The 19,681-nt window shown below is 60.4% G+C and carries 13 protein-coding genes and 3 pseudogenes; 6 read left to right on the top strand and 10 right to left on the bottom strand.

Annotated elements, in window-relative coordinates; translation table 11 throughout:
* Positions 1–111: 111 nt before the first annotated feature.
* Positions 112–316: pseudogene (locus tag ACRQ5Q_RS11670) on the bottom strand (IS256 family transposase); the annotation flags it as partial.
* Between the two features lie 121 nt (positions 317–437).
* Positions 438–1,616, bottom strand: a complete 1,179-nt coding sequence (locus tag ACRQ5Q_RS11665; RefSeq protein ID WP_439397875.1) for a GTP cyclohydrolase I — start codon at positions 1,614–1,616, stop codon at positions 438–440.
* A 1,258-nt stretch (positions 1,617–2,874) separates the two neighbouring features.
* On the opposite strand from ACRQ5Q_RS11665, the gene ACRQ5Q_RS11660 reads away from it, so the two are divergent.
* Together ACRQ5Q_RS11660 and ACRQ5Q_RS11655 are read left to right on the top strand one after the other, a co-directional pair.
* Positions 2,875–3,129 (top strand): hypothetical protein, encoded by a 255-nt coding sequence (locus tag ACRQ5Q_RS11660; RefSeq protein ID WP_439397873.1) that lies wholly within the window; start codon positions 2,875–2,877, stop codon positions 3,127–3,129.
* Between the two features lie 312 nt (positions 3,130–3,441).
* Entirely contained in the window at positions 3,442–3,897 is a 456-nt protein-coding gene (locus tag ACRQ5Q_RS11655; protein ID WP_439399790.1) for a GNAT family N-acetyltransferase, read from the top strand.
* A 378-nt stretch (positions 3,898–4,275) separates the two neighbouring features.
* On the opposite strand, the pseudogene ACRQ5Q_RS11650 reads toward ACRQ5Q_RS11655, so the two are convergent.
* Positions 4,276–5,062: pseudogene (locus ACRQ5Q_RS11650) on the bottom strand (IS701 family transposase); the annotation flags it as partial.
* Positions 5,063–6,140: 1,078 nt separating this feature from the next.
* Here ACRQ5Q_RS11650 and ACRQ5Q_RS11645 point away from each other — a divergent pair.
* Both ACRQ5Q_RS11645 and ACRQ5Q_RS11640 read left to right on the top strand, forming a co-directional pair.
* Positions 6,141–7,466, top strand: coding sequence for a DUF3422 family protein (locus ACRQ5Q_RS11645; protein WP_439397871.1), 1,326 nt, complete (start codon positions 6,141–6,143; stop codon positions 7,464–7,466).
* A 285-nt stretch (positions 7,467–7,751) separates the two neighbouring features.
* Positions 7,752–8,996: a M16 family metallopeptidase gene (locus tag ACRQ5Q_RS11640; RefSeq protein WP_439397869.1), complete on the top strand. Its 1,245-nt coding sequence runs from the start codon at positions 7,752–7,754 to the stop codon at positions 8,994–8,996.
* Positions 8,997–9,044: 48 nt separating this feature from the next.
* On the opposite strand, the pseudogene ACRQ5Q_RS11635 reads toward ACRQ5Q_RS11640, so the two are convergent.
* Positions 9,045–9,209: pseudogene (locus ACRQ5Q_RS11635) on the bottom strand (transposase); the annotation flags it as partial.
* A gap of 140 nt (positions 9,210–9,349) precedes the next feature.
* On the opposite strand from ACRQ5Q_RS11635, the gene ACRQ5Q_RS11630 reads away from it, so the two are divergent.
* The gene (locus tag ACRQ5Q_RS11630; RefSeq protein WP_439397867.1) at positions 9,350–10,606 is read left to right on the top strand and encodes a DUF418 domain-containing protein; all 1,257 of its coding nucleotides are present in this window, start codon (positions 9,350–9,352) and stop codon (positions 10,604–10,606) included.
* A gap of 853 nt (positions 10,607–11,459) precedes the next feature.
* Here ACRQ5Q_RS11630 and ACRQ5Q_RS11625 read toward each other — a convergent pair.
* From ACRQ5Q_RS11625 to ACRQ5Q_RS11600, 6 genes are read right to left on the bottom strand one after another with little or no spacing between them, the layout of a single operon-like run.
* On the bottom strand, positions 11,460–12,959 hold the full coding sequence (locus ACRQ5Q_RS11625) for a CoA-acylating methylmalonate-semialdehyde dehydrogenase (RefSeq protein WP_439397865.1): 1,500 nt from the start codon (positions 12,957–12,959) through the stop codon (positions 11,460–11,462).
* Between the two features lie 42 nt (positions 12,960–13,001).
* Positions 13,002–14,516: an ABC transporter ATP-binding protein gene (locus ACRQ5Q_RS11620; protein ID WP_439397863.1), complete on the bottom strand. Its 1,515-nt coding sequence runs from the start codon at positions 14,514–14,516 to the stop codon at positions 13,002–13,004.
* 36 nt (positions 14,517–14,552) lie between these two features.
* Complete coding sequence (locus tag ACRQ5Q_RS11615; protein ID WP_439397861.1) at positions 14,553–15,479, bottom strand: ABC transporter permease; 927 nt, start codon at positions 15,477–15,479, stop codon at positions 14,553–14,555.
* 3 nt (positions 15,480–15,482) lie between these two features.
* Positions 15,483–16,559, bottom strand: coding sequence for an ABC transporter permease (locus ACRQ5Q_RS11610; protein WP_439397859.1), 1,077 nt, complete (start codon positions 16,557–16,559; stop codon positions 15,483–15,485).
* A 9-nt stretch (positions 16,560–16,568) separates the two neighbouring features.
* Positions 16,569–17,681: a BMP family ABC transporter substrate-binding protein gene (locus tag ACRQ5Q_RS11605; protein ID WP_439397857.1), complete on the bottom strand. Its 1,113-nt coding sequence runs from the start codon at positions 17,679–17,681 to the stop codon at positions 16,569–16,571.
* Positions 17,682–17,713: 32 nt separating this feature from the next.
* Positions 17,714–18,679, bottom strand: coding sequence for a dihydrodipicolinate synthase family protein (locus tag ACRQ5Q_RS11600; protein ID WP_439397855.1), 966 nt, complete (start codon positions 18,677–18,679; stop codon positions 17,714–17,716).
* A gap of 175 nt (positions 18,680–18,854) precedes the next feature.
* On the opposite strand from ACRQ5Q_RS11600, the gene ACRQ5Q_RS11595 reads away from it, so the two are divergent.
* On the top strand, positions 18,855–19,667 hold the full coding sequence (locus ACRQ5Q_RS11595; RefSeq protein WP_439397853.1) for a FadR/GntR family transcriptional regulator: 813 nt from the start codon (positions 18,855–18,857) through the stop codon (positions 19,665–19,667).
* The last annotated feature ends 14 nt before the right edge of the window (positions 19,668–19,681 follow it).

Here is a 19,681-nt window from a genome sequence, read left to right as displayed (position 1 = left end):
GCGTAGTGTCAGGTTTCTGGCATTGAGTTTTAATGTCGACAACCGGCCCAGCAAGTGCCCGACAAAGGCCTGCTCTCGTGCTTAATGTACGGGGCAGCCCTTGCGCGATATTTGAAGCATGCGGCTTGGTTGCAGCAGGTGTGGTTCTCCGGAACCACTCCGATGTCGGCGGTAGGTATCGGGAAAACGAAGCCCGCCCCTCCTCGCGGTAGCCGTTGCGCTGCGCCAGCCGCTCGGGATTCTTTTCGCCGTAGGCCGCTCCGGTCTCGCCTTCTTCCAGCTCGATCAGTCACTGGGCGGCAAAGCCGATCATCTCGTCCCCCAGCTGTTTCCGGGATGGCATTGATCTCCGCTTGCGCGAAGAGACCTGTAGCCGCAGGAACACGGACGGCGTGCCGCTCCTGCAGGCTTCGCCCTGGATACTTTCAAAGATCTCGTTAACCGGCAGCACGGCTCGTTCGCCGATAGATCGCGCTGTTCGCACCGTGCTCTTTGACTTCGACAGATGCAAGCCGGCAACGCGGAGCAAGTCGCTCTGTCAGCAGCCACTTGCTCGCGATGCCGTAGACGTGCTCGGCAAATTTTTCGCAACCGACAGCAGGTAGCACAACGATATCCGCCACGCCGCGCCGCGCCGCTTCGTGGAACCATTCAAGCTCCGGATCGTCCGCAGCTACGATGGTCTTGTGGTCAAACGTGTCTTCGAGGATCGCTCTAAGCTCTTTGAGGCCGCCAAAATCAACGACCCAATTCTTGTCGTCTAGGGTGTCGGCCTCAAACTCGAAGCGGAATGACAACGAGTAACCGTGCAGCAGACGACAGTGTGACAGCGCGCGCCACTGGCGAAATGTGGCGGATAGTCCGATTTCATGACCGTATGTCTTCGTCGATAGGTAGGTCACGGTTGATCCTCGATCAGTGCCATAAATTCGCTGCGCAATGTCCTGTTGTCGCGAAAAGCACCGCGCATGATGCCTGGTTATCATGATAGTGTCAGTCTCGCGAACACCACGCCAGATCATGCATTGGTGCTGCGCCCGAACGATGACGGCCAATCCCTTCGGCAGGATACGGCGCTCCAATTCGTCCGCCAGCATAACAGCGGCCTCCTCCTGGATGTGCGGGCGCGACATGATCCAGTTGGCAAGGCGCACAAATTTGCTGATACCGATCACTTTTTCACCGGGCACCACGCCAACCCACATGCGGCCGGTCATGGGTACGAGGTGATGCGAGCACGTCGAGCGCACGGCAATGGGACCCAACGTGTAGAGTTCGTTCAGGCCGCTCGCGTTCGGGAAGTCCGTAACCTCGGGCGCGGGCTCAAAGCGCCCGGCAAAAACCTCGCGCACGTACATCCTGGCAACGCGCTTCGCGGTAGCTTTGGTATTGTGGTCGCGGCTGGTGTCGATAACCAGGGCCTCAAGCACAGCCTGTACGTGCTGCTCGACCTCGGCTTGGATCACATCAATGTCACCGGGCAGCAGATATTCTGCGATATTGTCGTTTGCCGCAAACGACGCGCCGGCGTCGCGCAGGCGTTCACGAATTGCTTGCGTAGAGCTCATCAGAAATCCTGTGCCGGGAGCTTCGCTTTTTGTTTGCGTGAACGACATGATCTGCGGTCGTCGTGAAGAACGACGGAGGGACCTGCGATGGACAAAATGGAGTTCGCTGGAAGCGCTCGCTTAATTGGGGACCTGCCTCACCGGGGCCAGTGTTTGGTATCAATTTGCATACGATCGAGAACTTTCATATCTCCTGCGTCGTTGAACGAGCGACTACTATTGCGAAACGGTCCTTTAGCGTCTTCGTGCAATCAGCATGCCGCAAAAGTATCTGTGCGAGACTTGCTTGAGGAAGAGAAAATCAATGAACTGTGCCGCGCCGGGCCGATCATTTGCGCCTTCGCGTCGGGATGCAGACATACACGCCGACAAGCAGACACGATTGAAGCGCCAGGAAAAGCAGCCAAATCTTACCCGCCCCGAAAGCACCACACAGTAATAGGGCCCCGTGATTGGCGCGAAGAACCGATGAACGGGACATCCGAACGCATCAAGATTGAAGATGTCGCCCAATGACAGGCGAGAACAAGAGAACTATACAGGCAGCGGCAGCTCGGGGCGAAATTCCTGGCGCGGCAAAGCTATTCAAGGCTTGGACATTTGACGAGGTCAAATTGCGCACGTGAATCGCCACCAAGGAGCGCGAAGCGTTGACGGCCCTCGCGAAACTCATGGCAGCATGACGCCGCGGCAGGCAACGCGCTCATGGCCTGACCAAGCCAAGCCGCGTGGTGTCCCGGGTTCGGGCACCAGTGAAGCTAGATGCGAACGGGCAATGGCGAGGCTCCGCAGCCCAAGAGGGCAATACGCCAGCACCTTCTCTACCAAATCGAAGGTCGTGGCCGGACCGCTTCTTTGTTGACGCGGTACATACCGCCCAGGACGTCGGCGTCAAGGCGACCCGACCGGGAAGCCGAGTTCATCGTCGAAAATCCCAACACGATCGAGCAACTCTTGGCCGGAGCGGCGTATTGCCTGTGCAAAGCCCGACGCGTGCTGCGAACCTGTGCGCGGGTCTTTTTTGTAGCAAGAGCGCGCCAAGCGAGGCGGTTCCGGCGCAAATCGACTTTGCCGCGGGAGGAAGGAGTGATTTTCGCGCGGAGCGTGCGTCAAAACGTGCTGTAATGGGGGTAATTTGCAGATTTCATTTGTTCGAGGGCTTACTCGGCATTCTAATCTCAGCGAGCTCGCTTGCTGTGCTGGCGCACTGTCTATTCGGTGCCGGGTCCGTGGTGACCGGCTTGTTGCTGGCCTGTCCTGTCACACCCCTGGCCGCGCTGGTTGCAGCGTTGTTGACTCGTTCAACGTGCGCGATGGGCTGTTTGTCGCCTTTGTGGTGACGGTTGGCGTGTCGCTTTCTATCAATGGCCATGGAAGCGACCTCAACGAGCTGGCGCTTCTGGTGATCACGCTGGGCGGCTACCTGGCGGGGCGCCTTTGCGGCGAGCGCGAGACCGGCGGGGAGATGATTATCGGGTCCGCGGTGGTGGCGGCCGGCGCGCTGGTGACGTTGGTTGCCTTAGTCGAGCAATGGTTGGCGCCGGTGAAATGCGCAAAATAGGGAGTTATCGTCTCGACCCGATCGCTCTCGACGACCGAGAGGATCCTGTGATTGGTTATCGAATCCTAACCCAGGGGTCCTTCTGGCCGGGGATCCATAGCTACCATTCCAGAGAGCTGGTCTCCAAACACGTGACTGGTAAAGGATTCAGTACCGAGGAAGGAGATGGCCGATATCTATAGATTGCGATCACAGAGGGATTGAGCTGGGCTCCCGAGAGTCAAAATGCGGTGGAGTGCATCACAAATGTCAGGCTGACGCTCGTGGCGCAGAGTGATTCAATTCCGATGCGAAGCGGAACAGGAAAGAAAGATGCCCGTCATATCCACACGCCGCGCTGAAGTCACAGATGCCGGAACCGTCGCCCGCTTCGTTTATGCTCTCCAAGTCGAGCTCTTGGGCCGGATGGCCCCGGGGATCGAAATCGTCACGCAAAGCGCGGCGGCAGTTCTTGCGGATGTCAGCGTCGTCGCGGTGATCGCCTGCGGAGATAACGAGCCGGTGGGCGTCATGGTTCTAAACGAATGCACTGCGATCTACGCGGGCGGCAAGTTCGGAGAAATCTCGGAGCTCTATGTTCGCCCCGACATGCGATCGCAGGGCATTGCGCCTCATCTGATCGCGGTCGCTCTGTCCGAAGGACGCGCGCGAGGATGGAAGCGGCTGGAGGTCGGAGCACCGTGGCAGCCGAAATGGAAGCGCACCCTCGACTTCTATCTGCGCAACGGCTTCGAGGAAGTCGGCCCCCGGCTTTGTCGCATGATATGAGCGCCTGGGGTCAACTTACAATAGTCCTACCTGGATGACCAAGAAGCTGAGCGGATCTATCATCCAAACGACGCCCGCGTCGTGAAGCGAATGGGCGCGCTGGGCTTGGAACCCAATGTTCTTCGCTAGGGCCAGTTGATTGACCGGAACGAGTAATTGTGTGCGTACGGGACTTATGTTTTTTATTATTGTAGTGGGCTAATGGCACTGCTGTATTTGCCCCTGAGAACGACAACACTGTCTTGGTGTGTTCCGTCGGGTGTCCTAACTAGCATTACAGTTACACTTTTGCTGAGATGGGCTTTGCGCGCCGTTGGCCTGATGAGCCCTGCGCCAGGACGACCATGCGGCCGTGCGAGATGCGCCGTTGGGCAAGCTTCATGGCGATGCGGGGATTTCCTGGATCGACAAGCGGATCAAGAACGATGCATCGGTCGAGGCCCGTCGCGCTTTTTTGAGCGATGGTCCAGTGTTGGCTCGATGACGGATGACGGCCATCATGGCGAAGGCCAGCATGACGAGGGAGACATGGCGATGCCAGCCATGCCAGGAGCGGCTTTCGTTGTGGTCAAAGCCGAGCTCGTTCTTGGCGACTTCGAAGCTGTCCTCGATAGCCCAGCAATGGCCTTCCCACCAACACTAGCTTCTGCATGGACGTGCCCTTTGGGACACCATGTGGAGAAGAAAGCCAAACTGGCGTCAGTAACGTTGCGATGGATTCAGAAGGCCCCGCTTCGATTCTCCGGCAAGATCGTCATTGTATTCACCAGCGTCGAGATCGGCCAAGATAGGCCCAGTCGTGCCAGCGCGGACCTTTGGTCCCTTCGCCGGACGCCGAGCGGTGCCAGGCCTTCTTGGGAAGGCTCTGCGCGATCGCGGATGCGGTGCCTGCGACAGGCTGCTGCTTGCCCCAGGAACGGAACACGTGATTGAAAGCCCCCCAAGAACACAGCCTTCCCGCCTTGCGCAGCAGCCTTTCGATCTCACCTGTGCCATACACGTTGTCCGGCGCCCCGAACGGGAACGGCACCTTTGCGGCGATCGCGCGAGCTACCATTCGACGCGCGATCTTGGGCTACGTCGCAAAGCCTACATCGCTCCGGACATGCGCGGCTTTCAGGCGAACGGGGTCGTCCGTCCATTCCTTTGGCAGATTGAGCGGCCGGACTGGTTGGTGCCGGTCGTCCGATCGTCGCCATGGTAGTTCTCCTTGATCTCTGTTTTCCGAGCCCGCACCTTGCGGCCTTGATGATGATCGAGAGGCCGGAGGCGATCGACGCCGCACCCCGCAGGGGCTCAACAGCAAAGGAGGAACTTTCTTGTTTTGCGAGGAATGACGGCGCAGCCGGCAGGGATGAAAGTTGTGACGCCGCTGTTGCGCCATAGGCGATCGAGGCTTCCTAGCCGGCCTTCGGCCAGATCGATCCATCGAAGAGGCCGTTCGTATGCTCGATCGGAAACAGAGCTGACATCAACGAGCGTGGCGATCCTCGCGTCCCGCAAAGACGGGCGAGCGAATTCAACGGAAACCGGACTCGGCCGCGTGGCTACGACGGATCAAAACCTCCACGACCGCACTCGAGCAATACGCCCGCCAAGTCGAATCGGCCGTACTTGTGATCCGCCGCTATTCGGTCGATCGCTCACGACATTCGCCGCGTATCTGCCTCACTGCGGTCGAGCCGCGGCGCTTGCACTGCCCTGAATGTCACCTCAAAAGACGATGACGGCGTGCGCTCCGGCTGTGATCACGTCAAACTCACGTAACGTGACGTTATCAGCCCATCGGCCAGGCCTTGCCCGGCTAGTCCGGCGCGGTCAGTCGCCGGCCTCTGCATGGACAAATCCGTCCACAGCGCGTCTCAGATAATGTAGCCGCCTGGCGAGCGATCACCGTGCGAAGCAGGCAATTTGCTGCGGCCTGCGCCACGCATGCATCCTGTCAGAATACAAGCGCGCTTGATGTCTGGAACCCGCCTCCAACTGTTTTCGAAAGTCACATTTCGCCAAAGGCGCGAGCGTGCCCCTTCTACAGTGCTGGCCCAAATCCTGCACCGACTCTCCGCATCAGGGCAGCAGCAAGATGGGAGTCGTGTTTGGGCCTCGATCTGTCAATCGACTGTGCGGTTGCCGCACCGGAGGTCGCCTTTCTTCACCCCGCTGGGCGAACGGAAGACGCTCCTGCTTGCCAAGCCTTGCGCGGCTGACGGTTGCTTGCTCACCCTGAAGAGAGGCGTCAATACATGGTCGATGAATTGGATCTGCGAACCTTCACGCCACATCCGCAACGCGACGCCGTGCTCGGCGAAGTGCACGCGCGCCCTTTCACGCGCCTTGTTTCGCCATTCAGCGTGATCCACTTGGCTTTTCTTGCGCAGGGTGAGGCGGCCACAAGCGATCGCTGCCGTTTTATCGATTTTTGCCTCGAGCGCAATCTTCCGCCACCTGAGCAATCGGCGAAACTTCATCAGATTGTCATCGGGCCCGCTACGCTACGTTGGGAGCAGCATTCGGAATTCACAACATTTACCTGGATCTGGAGTAACACGAATGGTTCTGCCGCAGACCGATTTGACAAAGTTGATGGTACTGTCCGAAAGCTGATCCGCGCGTTGCGTCAGACCGGACAGTTGCTGGTCGCGATCAGGCTAGAAGTGGAGCAGGACGCCGAGCCCACCAGGCGCGCCGAACATGTTTTTGACAAGAACAGCCTGGCCATGGTTGCGACAAAGAGCGGCGCAGGCGTTGCCGCCTCAGACTTCCGCGTCGACGAAAAAGGCTTTACGAAAATCCTCGTCTGCGACCTCGGATTGACGTCGCACGATCTCGGAGCGCTGGTGCAACGGCTCCTGGAGATCGAGACCTATCGTCCACTGGCGCTGCTTGGCCTGTCGGCGGCCCTTGAGCTTGCACCTTCCGTTGATCGCATCGACCGCTGCCTTGTTGAGGCACTCGAAAAAATGCAAAGCGGTGAGGGACTGCAGTTCAACAACCATCTGCTTGCCGAGTTGACGGCGCTGGCCGCCTGCTTCGAAAAAGGCGCGACCGGCAGCCTGTTTCGCTTCGGCGCCAGCAGGGCTTACAACGAGCTGGTCCAATCGCGACTGTCCATCATTGAAGGCAACGATGTCTCGGGTTATCCAACCTGGTCGTCGTTTTTGGCGCGCCGCATGGCGCCCGCAATGCGAACCTGCGCGACTGTAGAGGATCGTCAGGCGGCTCTGTCTGTCAAGCTCGCGCGTGCTACCGATCTGTTGCGAACCCGTGTCGACGTCGAAATCGAACGACAACATCGTGACCTGTTGCAGGCTATCAACGAGCGCGCGAGACAGCAACTTCGGCTGCAGTGCACGGTCGAAGGATTGTCGGTCGCGGCGATAGGATATTATGTGGTCAGCTTGTTTAGCTATCTTGCCAAGGGCGCGCATGACGTCGGACTGCGAGTAGAGCCCTCTTTCCTGACCGCAGCCTTCGTGCCGATCTCAGTGGGCGTGATCTGGCTGGTGAGTTACAATGTCCGAAAGCGACACCTCAAGCACGACGACGCGCCCTCGGTTTCTTGCGACTGAAGCTCGGGCAACGCGTCCATCCTGCGAAGCTCGCATGATCGTGGTGCGACGCTGCCGCAAGATCGCGGCCGGCTCCCGCGCAAGGTAATGCCGCGCCCGAACTCACCGGGCGAGGCAATTTTGGATGGGGTCAGTCGCCGTTGCGACGGCTGGAACGGGACCATCCGGCAGGTATTCGAAGCGGAATTGGTTGATGGCACACCCGATGGGCGCATTCCTCGCGCGATCCTCGGCCGGTACCTGAATTGGCTCTATTTCTTAGGCGAAGGCTAGTTCCTCGAACATTTGAACAGACTGTTTCCGGATGATGAGATCTCGCTCCGTGCCGCATGGCAGGCGCACCTCAGCGCCGATAGCGGTCCGACCAGTGCTTTGGGGCCGCGTATTCGTGACTGCCATGCTACCGAAATCAGCCGGTTAAACGACGATCGAAAATTACCGATCCCGGCTGACCAAGCGGGGCATCGTGCGCCCTCAAGATCGACCGCGACCTTCATCAGAACGCTCGCCCGTAAGTTGACCGAGGAAGGGCCAGAAGCTGGGGATCTTCGGCGCAGCGGTGCAACAAGCCGTTTCTGGCGAGTCACCGAAGTCCGGTGGCATCTTGAGTGCGTTGCGTCGCTCGCCGCTCGTCGGTGCCGATCTCGACCTGACGCGCCCCCCCTGAAGAAGGGCGTAAAGCCGATCTGTGATCGCGCGGCGTCGCTCGCAGATCGCAAATTCTTTGAGGTCGCTTTCAAGGATCATCCTTATGCTCGGCAGGCCAAAGGTACCCTCGAGAGCGTCCCGAAGATCGGCGTAGCAGATCTCAAGGGCTATGTCCGAGGCGTAATCGCAAAAGACACACTCAACATCGCAGTGGTCGGCGACATCGATCCAGAGGTCCTCTGCAAACTGCTCGACATGACTTTTGGGGGCCTGCCGGCCAGCTCGAATTTGACGCCAGTTGCGGACGTGGTTGCAGCAAAGCCGCCGCAGCGCATCTTCATTCCGCTCGATGTACCTCAGACGTTTGTGACATTCGGCGGTCCCGGCGTCCGGCGCACCGAACCGGATTTCATGGCAGCCTCTGTCGTCAACCACATTCTTGGCGGCGGTTTGACCTCGCGGCTCTTCCGCGAAGTCCGAGAGAAGCGCGGGTTGGCCTATTTCGTCAGCGAGCGGCTGGTCTGGATGGATCATTCAGCCGTGTTCGTGGGCGATAGCGGCACGCGGGCTGACCGCGCCGGCGAGACAGTCGAAGAGATCGAGAGCCAGGTCCGCCACCTTGCCGAGAAAGGACCGATCCAGCAGGAACTCGATGATGCAAAGTCTTACCTGAAGGGTTCGCAGATACTAGCTCTCAACACAACATCGAAGCTTGCGCGAACGCTGTTGCGGCATCAGCTTGATAAGCTGCCTATCGACTATCTCGAAAAACACGACGCCGTGGTGGATGCCGTAACGTTGGAGGATGCCAAGAGAGCAGCGGCGCGTCTGTGGGGCGGCGGATTGCTCACCGTTCTCGTCGGTCGTTCCCCGGTGCCATGACTACATCCCGTCAGGTGCCGAATTGGACGTCAGACCACAATATCCCGCGTCGAGTATCTGCTCGGATAGAAGCTTCTTCGGCTTCGCGTTTTCCGCTTCGAAGACCGTCTGTCGCTTCGCCTCGGAAACGTCCATGCCGCCGAATTTGGCCTTCCAATTATAGATCGTCGCCTGGGAGATCCCATGCTTGCTAGCCAAGTCAGCCGTCTTTGCCCAACGCCAATCCTGTTTATTTCCTCGCGCGTTGGCACTGAATCAATTTGTCACGGTTCGATGCAGCTCCCCAATTCAGGTAGTTTGACGCGGCACGAGGCAGGATTCTAAATCTCTCCACCGGAAATGGGGGTCCTGCAATGACCAGCGGAAGCATTGGCTCGCGCACCGCGTCAACGGCGAGTGACGCGCCTGCAAAGCCTATGAGCTCGTCGGAGCGACTCGACGCGATTGACGTGCTGCGGGGCTTGGCCCTTTTCGGCGTGCTCGCCATGAACATCGTGACCATATTTCGGGTCTCCTTCTTCGCGCCGGTCTTGCTGAACGCGGAGCCGGGTTGGCCGCTCGACCGCGCGGTGGCGGCTGTGCTGACGGTCGCCGTCCAGTCGAAGGCGCTTACGCTGTTCTCGCTGCTGTTCGGCGTCGGCCTCGCCATCCAATTCGAGCGGCTTGCGGGCAATGCACGGCGCGTGATCTTGCTCGTGCGCAGGCTGGTGGTGTTGCTGGCGATCGGCCTGGTGCATCTCTATTTGATCTGGGACGGCGACATTCTCGTCCATTATGCGCTTGCGGGCTTCGTGGTGCTGCCCTTCCTCCGCGGGGCGCGGTGGCTCATGGTTGGTGCAGCCCTGCTGCTCCTGGGGCTCTACGTGACCATGCTGTTGCTACCGCCGATCGTGCCGCTGCCGGATGCAGCCGAGATGGCCGCGCTTGCCGCGGACGCGACGCGTGCCTACGGCACCGGCGGATTTTTCGATGTACTCGCGTTCCGGATCCACGAGGTGACGGTGATTTTTCCGCTGCAGGTCATGGGCTTGCCGCCCACTGTCGCGTTGTTCCTGGTCGGCGCCTTCACGTGGCGTAGCGGGGTTTTGCGTCGCGCTTCGACGAACCGGCGCTTGCTGTTCGTCGTCGCAACCTTTGGCATTCTTCTCGGCGGCGCATTAAGTCTCGCGGTAGCAGGACAAGAGCTCTTCGATTGGCCGTCACTGGGGAGCGCGCATCCGATGGTGGAAGAGCTGGGGGCGGTCGTGTTGGCCCTGGGTTATGCGGCCGCGGTCATCGCCGCTGTGAACCTCTCGGGCGGGCGGAGGATGCTGGGCTGGGCCGCGCCGCTTGGCCGCATGGCGTTCACCAACTATCTCGCGCAATCTGTGATCTGCGGCTGGATCTTCTACGGTTATGGTCTAGGCCAATTTGGCCGCCTCGGCGTGGCCGCGACACTGGTTATCGGCATTTTCGTATATGGCGCGCAGGTGGTGTTCAGCGCGTGGTGGCTGCGCCGCTATCGGTTCGGTCCTGTCGAGTGGCTCTGGCGCTCGTGCATGTATGGAACACCGCAGTCGATGGGGGCAACGGTCAAGTTAGCCGTCACCCGCGCGACGATAGCAGTTTGATGCGGTCCCCCAGATATTCAAGCTGCGTTCTGCTTCGAGCGGAAGCCGCCCAAGCGGGTACGGCTGGCTTTGGTCCGTGGCTGAACTTAGCTTATGTCGCCACGTGTCTGCTTTGTTCGGGCCAAAGGCCGGCTTTGACCACTCTAAAGGCTTCCTGCCAAATTGAAACGCGTCCTTTCGGTGACCGCCGCGGGCTCCCACCTCTTCGTTTTGATGAAGGCGAGAGCAGCGCGCTGAACGAGGTTGTCCTTGCCCGCTTAGTCGCGGCCCTGATAGTGGTGCTGTTCATGGTGCTCGTGCCGGACGCCTCCGCAGAGTGGGCAAAAAAATGAATTAAGAAGTTACTAGGTTCCAAACATAAGAAATAATGGATGGTCGTTGCACCGCGGCCGCTCCCGTTCGGCGGCTTTCCGCAATGGTGGTAGCGTGCAAAATCGTACGGTTGGCAGCCGGGGAGCGCTACCGCTTTTCCCCACAAAGGCCAATCTACGATAGCAGTCCTTCGCATGAGACAGTTCTTGAGCCTTGGGCAAGCGCAATTCTAAGCTGAGGGTCTTGGCGCCGGTAGCGTCGAAAGCGATCTTTTTTCGCAAAGGGGCGCTATTTCGGTCTCGCTACCCGTTACGGCCAGGACGCAGCGGACACGATTACGTCACGATGAGCGGCCTAGCCGAGCTAGCAGCGGGATCAACTTTGCGAGCTTGCGGAGGTTTTGCGCCGTTGCGGCGACCAGCACCGTTACCAGCGCCGAAGGGGTCTTGTGGCGGATGAAGTCGCCTGAAAAGAAGCGAGGGCCTGAGAGGCCCTCGCAGTCAGGGAGGAACCGGTATCCAAAGACTTGGCTGCAGTTGTACTACGACATTGTCGGCATGACGAATTCGGCACCGGCTCGTATTCCGGTGGGCCAGCGGCTCGTGACCGTCTTCATTCGGGTGTTGAAGCGAACGCCTTCAAGGCCGTGCATGTGGTGGTCGCCGAAGATCGATGCTTTCCATCCACCGAAGGAGTGAAAGGCCATCGGCACCGGAATCGGAACGTTGATGCCGACCATCCCCACCTTGATCTGATGGGCGAATTCACGCGCGGCATCGCCATCACGCGTGAAGATGGCGGTACCATTGCCAAATTGGTGTTCATTGATCATGCGCGCGGCTGTCGCGTAGTCCGGCGATCGAACGACTGACAGCACCGGTCCGAAGATCTCTTCCTTGTAGATCTTCATGTTCGGTTTGACATGATCGAACAGGCTTCCGCCCACGAAGAAGCCATTTTCATAGCCCTGCATCCTGAACCTGCGTCCGTCGACCAGCAACTTTGCACCCTCGGCGACACCGGCATCGATATAGCTCCTTACCTTCTCCAGGTGCTGCTTCGTGACGAGAGGCCCCATCTCCGCTTCGCGGTCGGTACCCGGCCCGACCTTCAGGCCTCGGACTTTGGGTTCGAGCGCAGAGATCAGCTTTTCCGCCGTCCCCTCGCCGACCGGCACGGCAACTGAGATCGCCATGCAGCGTTCGCCGGCGGAACCGTAGGCGGCCCCCATCAATGCATCGACCGCCTGATCCATGTCGGCATCGGGCATCACGATCATGTGGTTCTTGGCGCCTCCCAGCGCCTGGCAGCGCTTCCCGGTGTTCGCGGCCGTCGAATAGATGTACTGCGCGATCGGCGTGGAGCCCACGAAGCTGATCGCCGAAACATCTGGGTGATGCAGCAGCGCATCGACAGCTTCCTTGTCGCCTTGCACCACGTTGAACACACCGTCCGGCAGGCCGGCTTCCTTCAGCCACTCCGCCATGATGAGCGACGGCGATGGGTCGCGCTCAGATGGCTTCAGAATGAACGCATTTCCGCAGGCGAGAGCGACCGGGAACATCCACATCGGAACCATGACGGGAAAATTGAAGGGCGTGATTCCGGCGACGACACCGAGCGGCTGGCGAGTAGAATAGCTGTCGACGCGGGTACCGACATTCTCCGTAAGTTCGCCCTTGAGAAGCTGCGGAGCGGCCGTGGCAAACTCGACCACCTCCATTCCGCGCTGAACTTCGCCGAGTGCGTCGGAGTGAACCTTCCCGTGCTCGGAGACGATCACGTCGGCAAGCTGACCTGCGCGATCCTCGAGGATCCGCAGAAAGCGATTGAGGACGCGTGCACGCCTGAGAGGCGTCGTGTCGGCCCAACCCTGTGCCGCCCTGTTCGCGGCGGCTACCGCGGCCGCCACCACGGCCGCGTTGGCGGCCACAACACGGCCCGTCTGCTCGCCCGTTGCCGGGTTGAAGACCGGCGAGCTGCGTTCGGTGCTGCCCGGGACCTGCTTGCCATCGATGAAATGATTGATCTGCGTGACCACGAACGTCTCCTTCTAGATTCTGATCCGACGCGAACCCTCGAGTCAGGCCGCCTTCATTCCCGCCATGTACTTGCCGATCACGCGCTTGTCGGCGCCTTCGGCCGAGACCTCATGGACGATCCGGCCCCCGCTCATGACGAGGATCCTGTCGACTAGGCCGATTAGCTCGTCGAGATCTTCCGAGATGAGCAGGACTGCCGCTCCCCTATTCCGTGCCCCGAGAATCCGACGGTATGTTTCTTCGCACGCAACAAAATCAAGTCCGAACGTTGGATTGGACGCGACCAGCAAGCGAACGTCCTGTGTGAGCTCCCGCGCCAGTACGGCCCGTTGCACGTTGCCACCGGACAGCGTGCTCATGCTTGCGGTCAGGCTAGGCGCTCTGACACGAAATTGAGCGACCAGCCTCTCGGCCTGCTTGGCGAGCGCGCCATAGTTCATCGCGATACCGCGGCAGAGCGGCGCCCGATCGAAGTTACGCAGGGCGAGGTTCTCGGCCAGCGACATGCGATCGATGCAGGCGTTCTTCAGCGGCTCTTGAGGCAAGCCATACACGCCAAGGCGGGCGATTTCCCTTCGCGTACCGTTGAACGGCGATCCGGAGACGGTCGTCGTACCGCTGCGATATCGCTGCCCCATCATGGCCTCGACCAACTCCACTTGGCCATTTCCGGAGACGCCGGCAATCCCGACAATCTCGCCTGCTCGCACCTCCAGCGAGAGATCCTTCACGGCCGGAAGGCCATTGTCGCCGTTCACGCAGAGGTCCCTGACGGAGAGGATAATGTCTGACTTCGGCGGTGATTTCGGCGCGTGCTGCACCATCTTGCTGACGGGCTCTCCGATCATAGCTTCTGCCAGAGCGTCGTCCGTCAAATCGGCGACGGCCCCCGTTCGCACTGACGCGCCGCGCCGCAGCACCGTCACGTCGTCGGCGAACCGGCGGACCTCGTGAAACTTGTGACTGATCAGAACGGCGCTGAGCTCGCCCGCCCGCGTCAGGCTGCGAACATAGCCGAGCACCTCATCGGCTTCTGCTGGCGTGAGCACTGATGTCGGCTCGTCGAGGACGAGTAGCTTTCGCCCCAGATAGAGTTGCTTGACGATCTCAGCCTTCTGCTTCTCGCCCGCAGCGAGCTGCGAGACGCGCGCGTCAAGCGGCACGTGGAACGGAAGCTTGCTGGTGACTTCGCCCAGCCGTTTCAGCTCGCTTTGCCAGTTGATATAGGCCGGCAATCTCGCACCGCTGATGACCAGATTCTGCGCCACGGTCATCGACGGCACGAGAGTGAAATGCTGATACACCATGCCGATGCCGAGCGAATCGGCATCCTTCGGCGAGTTTAGCCGGTGCTCGCGCCCATCCACCTGGATGCGGCCCTCGTCCGGATGGTAAAAGCCCACCAGGCATTTGACCAACGTGCTCTTTCCGGCGCCGTTCTCGCCGAGCAGGGCGTGGACGGTGCCCGAGCGAATCAGCAGTGATACGTTGTTCAGGGCGAGGTTTGCCCCGAAACGCTTCGTCATGTTCTTGAGCTCGACTTGCGGAGCGGTCATCGGACTATCCTTCGAGGATGAATTCCCGTCACGGCGTCACCGGTGGAGTTTGAGCTCGCCCGGCGCATCGGCAAACGGAGCAGCCCGCGACGTCGACGCCACCATGATTGCAAGGGTCAGAATGTAGGGAGCCGCGTTGAACAGGTAGTAGTAGCCGGTCACGCCGATGCCCTGGAGAGCAGGACCGAGAGCGCCTGCCCCGCCGAACAACAGCGATGCGCCGAGGGCATTGATCGAACGCCAGCGGGCAAAGATGACGAGCGCGACCGCCATGATGCCTTGGCCACTCGACAGGCCTTCGCTCCAGCTTCCCGGATACGAAAGCGATAGGAAGCTGCCGCCGATGCCCGCGAGAAAGCCGCCCGCCATGGTCGCGATGATGCGCACCCGCAATACGGGAAAACCAAGCGACCGTGCCGCATCCTCGCTATCTCCCACCGTGCGCAGCATCAACCCCCAGCCCGTCCTGTTCAGGAAGATGTAGACCGCGAAAGCCAATGCAATTCCGAGGAAGAACAGTGCGTTGACGTCCAGCGCAGCTCGCACCTGCGGTGCGCTCGACCAGAATCCGAGTGCGATCGAGGGAAGCCGCGGCGCCTTGGGCTCGACCAGCGGTTTGCCCAGGAAGAACGCGAGGCCCGTACCTAGCACGATCAGGCTGATCCCGATCGCGGTATCATTGACGCGCTTCACACTGCACAGAAGGCCATGCAGCAGCCCGAACGTCATCCCGGCGACTCCCGCGGAAAGCACGCCGAGCCAGGGCGAGCCGGAGAGGTAGGAGATCGCGTATCCCGCCATGGCACCGAGCATCAGAGTGCCTTCAAGGCCCAGATTGATACGCCCCGATTTCTCGGTGATCAGCTCGCCGATGCTAACGAAAATGAAAGGTGTCGACACACGGATGGCCCCACCCAGGATCGCGAGCGGCAGCGCAAGCCAGCCGATTGATATACCGTCCATCCTTTACCTCCGCGTCGTTTCTCGGAGTTGTTGCGCAATTGCGTCCGCGACGAGGACGCAGACGAAGATCAGCCCCTGAAACACCAGCATCGTCGCATCCGGAAGTCCGAGACGCCGTTGTAACAGGCTGGCGCTTGCCTGCATGCCGCCGATCAACAGCGCGACAGCGACAATCGCAAGCGGCTGGTGTCGCGCCAGGAACGCGACGAGGATTCCGCTATAGCCATAGCCAACGATGAGCGAGGAGTTGGCCGTCCCCTGCACGGCGGCCACCTCGATCGCGCCGGCAACTCCCGCCATACCGCCTGCCACGACCGAGGCACCGATGATCCAGCGATTGACGGCAAGGCCCATCATCGTCGCGACGCGGGCACTTCCGCCGACCACCCGCAGGGCAAAACCCCAACGCGTGTAGCGGAGCACGAGGTGGGCGATGATGGCCAGCGATATGCTGATGGCAAGCCCCGCGTGAACGCCAACACCGGACATCACCGGCAGCATGTAGGATGGGTCGATCGGGTGGGTCGACGGCTTATCGAGGCTTGCCGGGTCGCGGAGCAGACCTTCCGTCAGATGATGAAAGATTGCGATCCCGATATAGGACAGCAGCAGACTCGAGATCGTTTCGTTGACGCCGCGGTATTGACGGAGCACACCGGCCAGACCGAACCAAAGTCCTCCGATCAAGGCGCCGGCCAGCAACATGAGGAGTTGCATGGGAGGCGCGTGCGCCCCCGCGAACGGCAGCGTCACAACGGCACCTGCGAGCCCGCCCAGCACCAAGGCTCCCTCGCCGCCGATAATCACCAGACCTGCTTGGGCGGGGATCGCAACGGCGAGCCCCACGAGGACCAAAGGAGCTGCGCGCGACAAGGTATCCTGCCAAGCGAAGCTGCTACCGAAGCCACCCTGGACGATCAGACCGAACACCGTCGCGGGGTTCTGTCCGTACAAGGCTACGAACGCCGCAAAGATGGCCGACGCGAGCAGTACCGCCAGGACAGGCAAGGCCACGCTCAGTTGAGCTGCGGTTACCAGCGGCTTCGAAGGCACGGATTCGATTTCGGAGATCGAAGACAAGAGCGCCTCCTAGACTTGGCCGATGATGCCTTCGACGAGATAATTGATGCCGTCGAGCGCACGGTCGTTGCTGCTCTGCATGACGCCAGCAGGGATGACGACGTTGCCCTTGTTGTCCTTGAGCGGGCCACTGTAGATCACGCGCGTGCCGCCGATGAGGTCTGCCCGCGCCGTCTCGGCGGCTGCGCGCGCCTGAGGTGTAACGAGTTTTCCAAACGGACTGTTCTTGACGAAATGATCGCCAAAGCCGGCACGGAGATAGTGCTCTGGCTTCTTGCCGCCACGCACGCTGCCGGCATATACAAGATAGGGCGTGATCCAGTTCCACTCGGCGCCCGTGAGATAGCCGTTGGGAGCGACATCGGCTTGGCTCGAATGGTAGCCGCATGACATGACACCGCGCTTTTCCGCCGTCTCGATCACAACTTTTGGACTGTCGACCTGGGCGGCGATGACGTCGGCGCCCTGGTCGACCAGCGTGTTCGCCGCCTCCGCTTCGCGGACTGGAAGCACCCAGTCGCCCGTGAAGATGACCTGCACCTGAATCGCCGGATCGACCGAACGCGCGCCGATCGCGAATGCATTAATGCTGCGCAGAAGATTGGGCGTCGGCTTTGCAGCGACGAGACCGAGCTTCTTGCTCTTGCTCATGTGGCCAGCCACGATTCCCGAAATGTACTGCGCCTCGAAGATGTAGGCGTAGAACGTGCCGATGTTCTCGGGCATACCCGCCGTCCACACGCCGCCGGTGTGAGAGAAGGTGACATCCGGATACTTGGCCGCCATCTCCAGAACGTGCGGCTTGAAGTAGCCAAAGGACGTCGCAAGGATGAGTTGAGCGCCGTCCTGACGGATCATGCCTTCCATGCTCCGTTGGGCCGCGATCGTTTCCGGAACGCGCTCCTCCTCGATCACCTTGATGCCGGGCAGCTTCTTCAGCGCCGCGGCGGCCTGCGCGTGGGACTGGTTGAAGCCGTAATCCTGCTTGGACCCGGAATACAGGATTCCGACGGTGAGCGGGGTTTCGGCATGGGCGACGGTGCTCTTAAAAAAGAGTGGTGCGGAGCCGGCAGCGGCCAGTATCTGGAGCACCGAGCGACGGTCGACAGGCTTCAAAGTCATGTTCCTCTCCGTTGAAGATTGCAGTCAGCACGTCACGACGAAATGCGTTCGGCGGCAGACCGAAGGCCCGGCGCATCACACTTGATGAGGTCGGATTCCAGCTCCCGCTTTTCAGTCGCCGACAAGGGGGCGACTGGCGCTCGCACCGCACCGCCCGCCATGCCGATCAGATCGCACCAATGCTTGACCGCGGCGTTCGGCATGTGACCGCGCTTGAGCGGGTCCATGATCCACTTATTGAAGATGATCCGTTGCGGCGCGAGTGAAGCGCAGATGCGCGTTGCTTCTACCGTCCGTCCAGCCGCCAATAGAGCCACGTAGTCCGCGATCGGGCGAAACTCGCCGCGTTGATAGAGGTACGGCTCTGGGTCGGCATAGAGGATCGACTGACCCTCGGCCTGCATGTTGGCGAAGAAGTTCTCTTCCAATGGGTCCGACACGAGGACGCCGTTTTGCGCGGCCTGGCGAAGCACCGCGTTCTCGGCGGCATTGCCTGTCGTCTTCAGGAGCTTGAGATTTGGTAGCGAGCAGAGCTGCGTGAAAACGCCGGGATCCAATGGACTGCCCTCGGCAGTTCGCGCGTTGAAGATGACGATCGGCATCTCCAAGCGGACACAGATGTGGTGCAGATACGCGAACTGCTGAGCAGGGGATCGCGGCCCGGAGGTTGGGACCATCAGCACGGCGTGGCTGACGCCAAGCCGGCGCGCGTGCTCGCCGAGATCGATGGTTTCTTCCACCGAGGGACCCGAGATCACCACGGAAATCCCAAGGCGTCCCGCCGCCTCGTCTGCAATGACCTCGATGACATGCTTTCTCTCCTGCAGCGTGAGCGACCAGACTTCGCCGATCAGCCCATTGCAGAACACGCCCGCCAATCCGGCTGCGATGTAGTGGCGGACGTTCTGGCGGACTCCGGCCTCGTCGATGGCACCGGAGGCGTCGAAGGGCGTGTGGATCGCCGCCCAGATTTCCGGGATGTTCCACCCGACCGTCATGCTCCGCTCCCTTTCATCCAACCTATCTATCCTGTTTATCATTATAAACCGGATTTGCATGAATATGCCTATTGTGGGAGAAGTGTCAATTGACGAGTCGGTCTTTGCCGGGGCCCGGGCCAGCTCACCTCCAGCGCCGGCCAGCAACCTCTTGGTAGTTTTGGAGAATTCGGGAATGACGGTCGAATTGGAAAAATTGGCGCGGCCTGGGGGCCGGCTGAAAATTCAGAAGCGGGCTGACCTCGTGACCGAAGAGATTAAGCAGCTGATCACCCACAAGAACCTCCGCCCTGGGGACAAGCTTCCGATGGAGAAGGAGCTGCAGCGGCTGTTTTCGGTCAGCAAGAGCACGATCCGCGAGGCGCTTAAGTCCCTCGAAGTGCAGGGACTGATCACGATCAGCACCGGGCCGACCGGCGGGGCAACAATCATCGAGGTCCCGCTCGAGCGCACATTTCAACTGCTGCAGAACTACCTGTTCTTCAAAGAGGTCAGCATGGAGGACATCTATGCGGCGCGGCGGTTGCTGGAGCCGGAATTGGCTGCCGGCTCGGTGCCATTTCTGTCGGACGAGCAGCTCGACGCGCTGGAGCAGAACATTCAGACGTGCCAGCCGACCTCGCAGGAGCCGTCTCTCCTGGTTCGTCAACGCCAGGCCGATCTCGACTTTCATGACATTCTGGCTGCTGCAAACCCGAATCCTTTCTTGCGCTTCGCATGCGAGCTGGTCAACGAGATGCTCCGTCGGCTGGTTGTCTTCAGCACCCAGACGCCTCCGGAAGAGCACACGAGATTCGGGTGCGCGAACGTCAAGATTCACACAGAGATCGCCAAGGCCGCCCGCGCGCGCGACAGCGAGCGCGTGCGCGCACTCATGAAAGCGCACATGGATGAAGCTTCAGAATACGTGAAGCGATTGGATGGCCGACTCGATGGTCGACTGATCCTTGATTCGGAAATGGCGCCACGTCCACGACCACTGTCCTGAAGCGCAGCCTGGTC

Origin of the sequence: Bradyrhizobium sp. PMVTL-01 (assembly GCF_051861855.1) — a bacterium.
GTDB lineage: Bacteria > Pseudomonadota > Alphaproteobacteria > Rhizobiales > Xanthobacteraceae > Bradyrhizobium.
The sequence above is the reverse complement of the archived record's forward strand: the minus strand, read 5'-3'. Positions and strand labels throughout refer to the sequence as shown.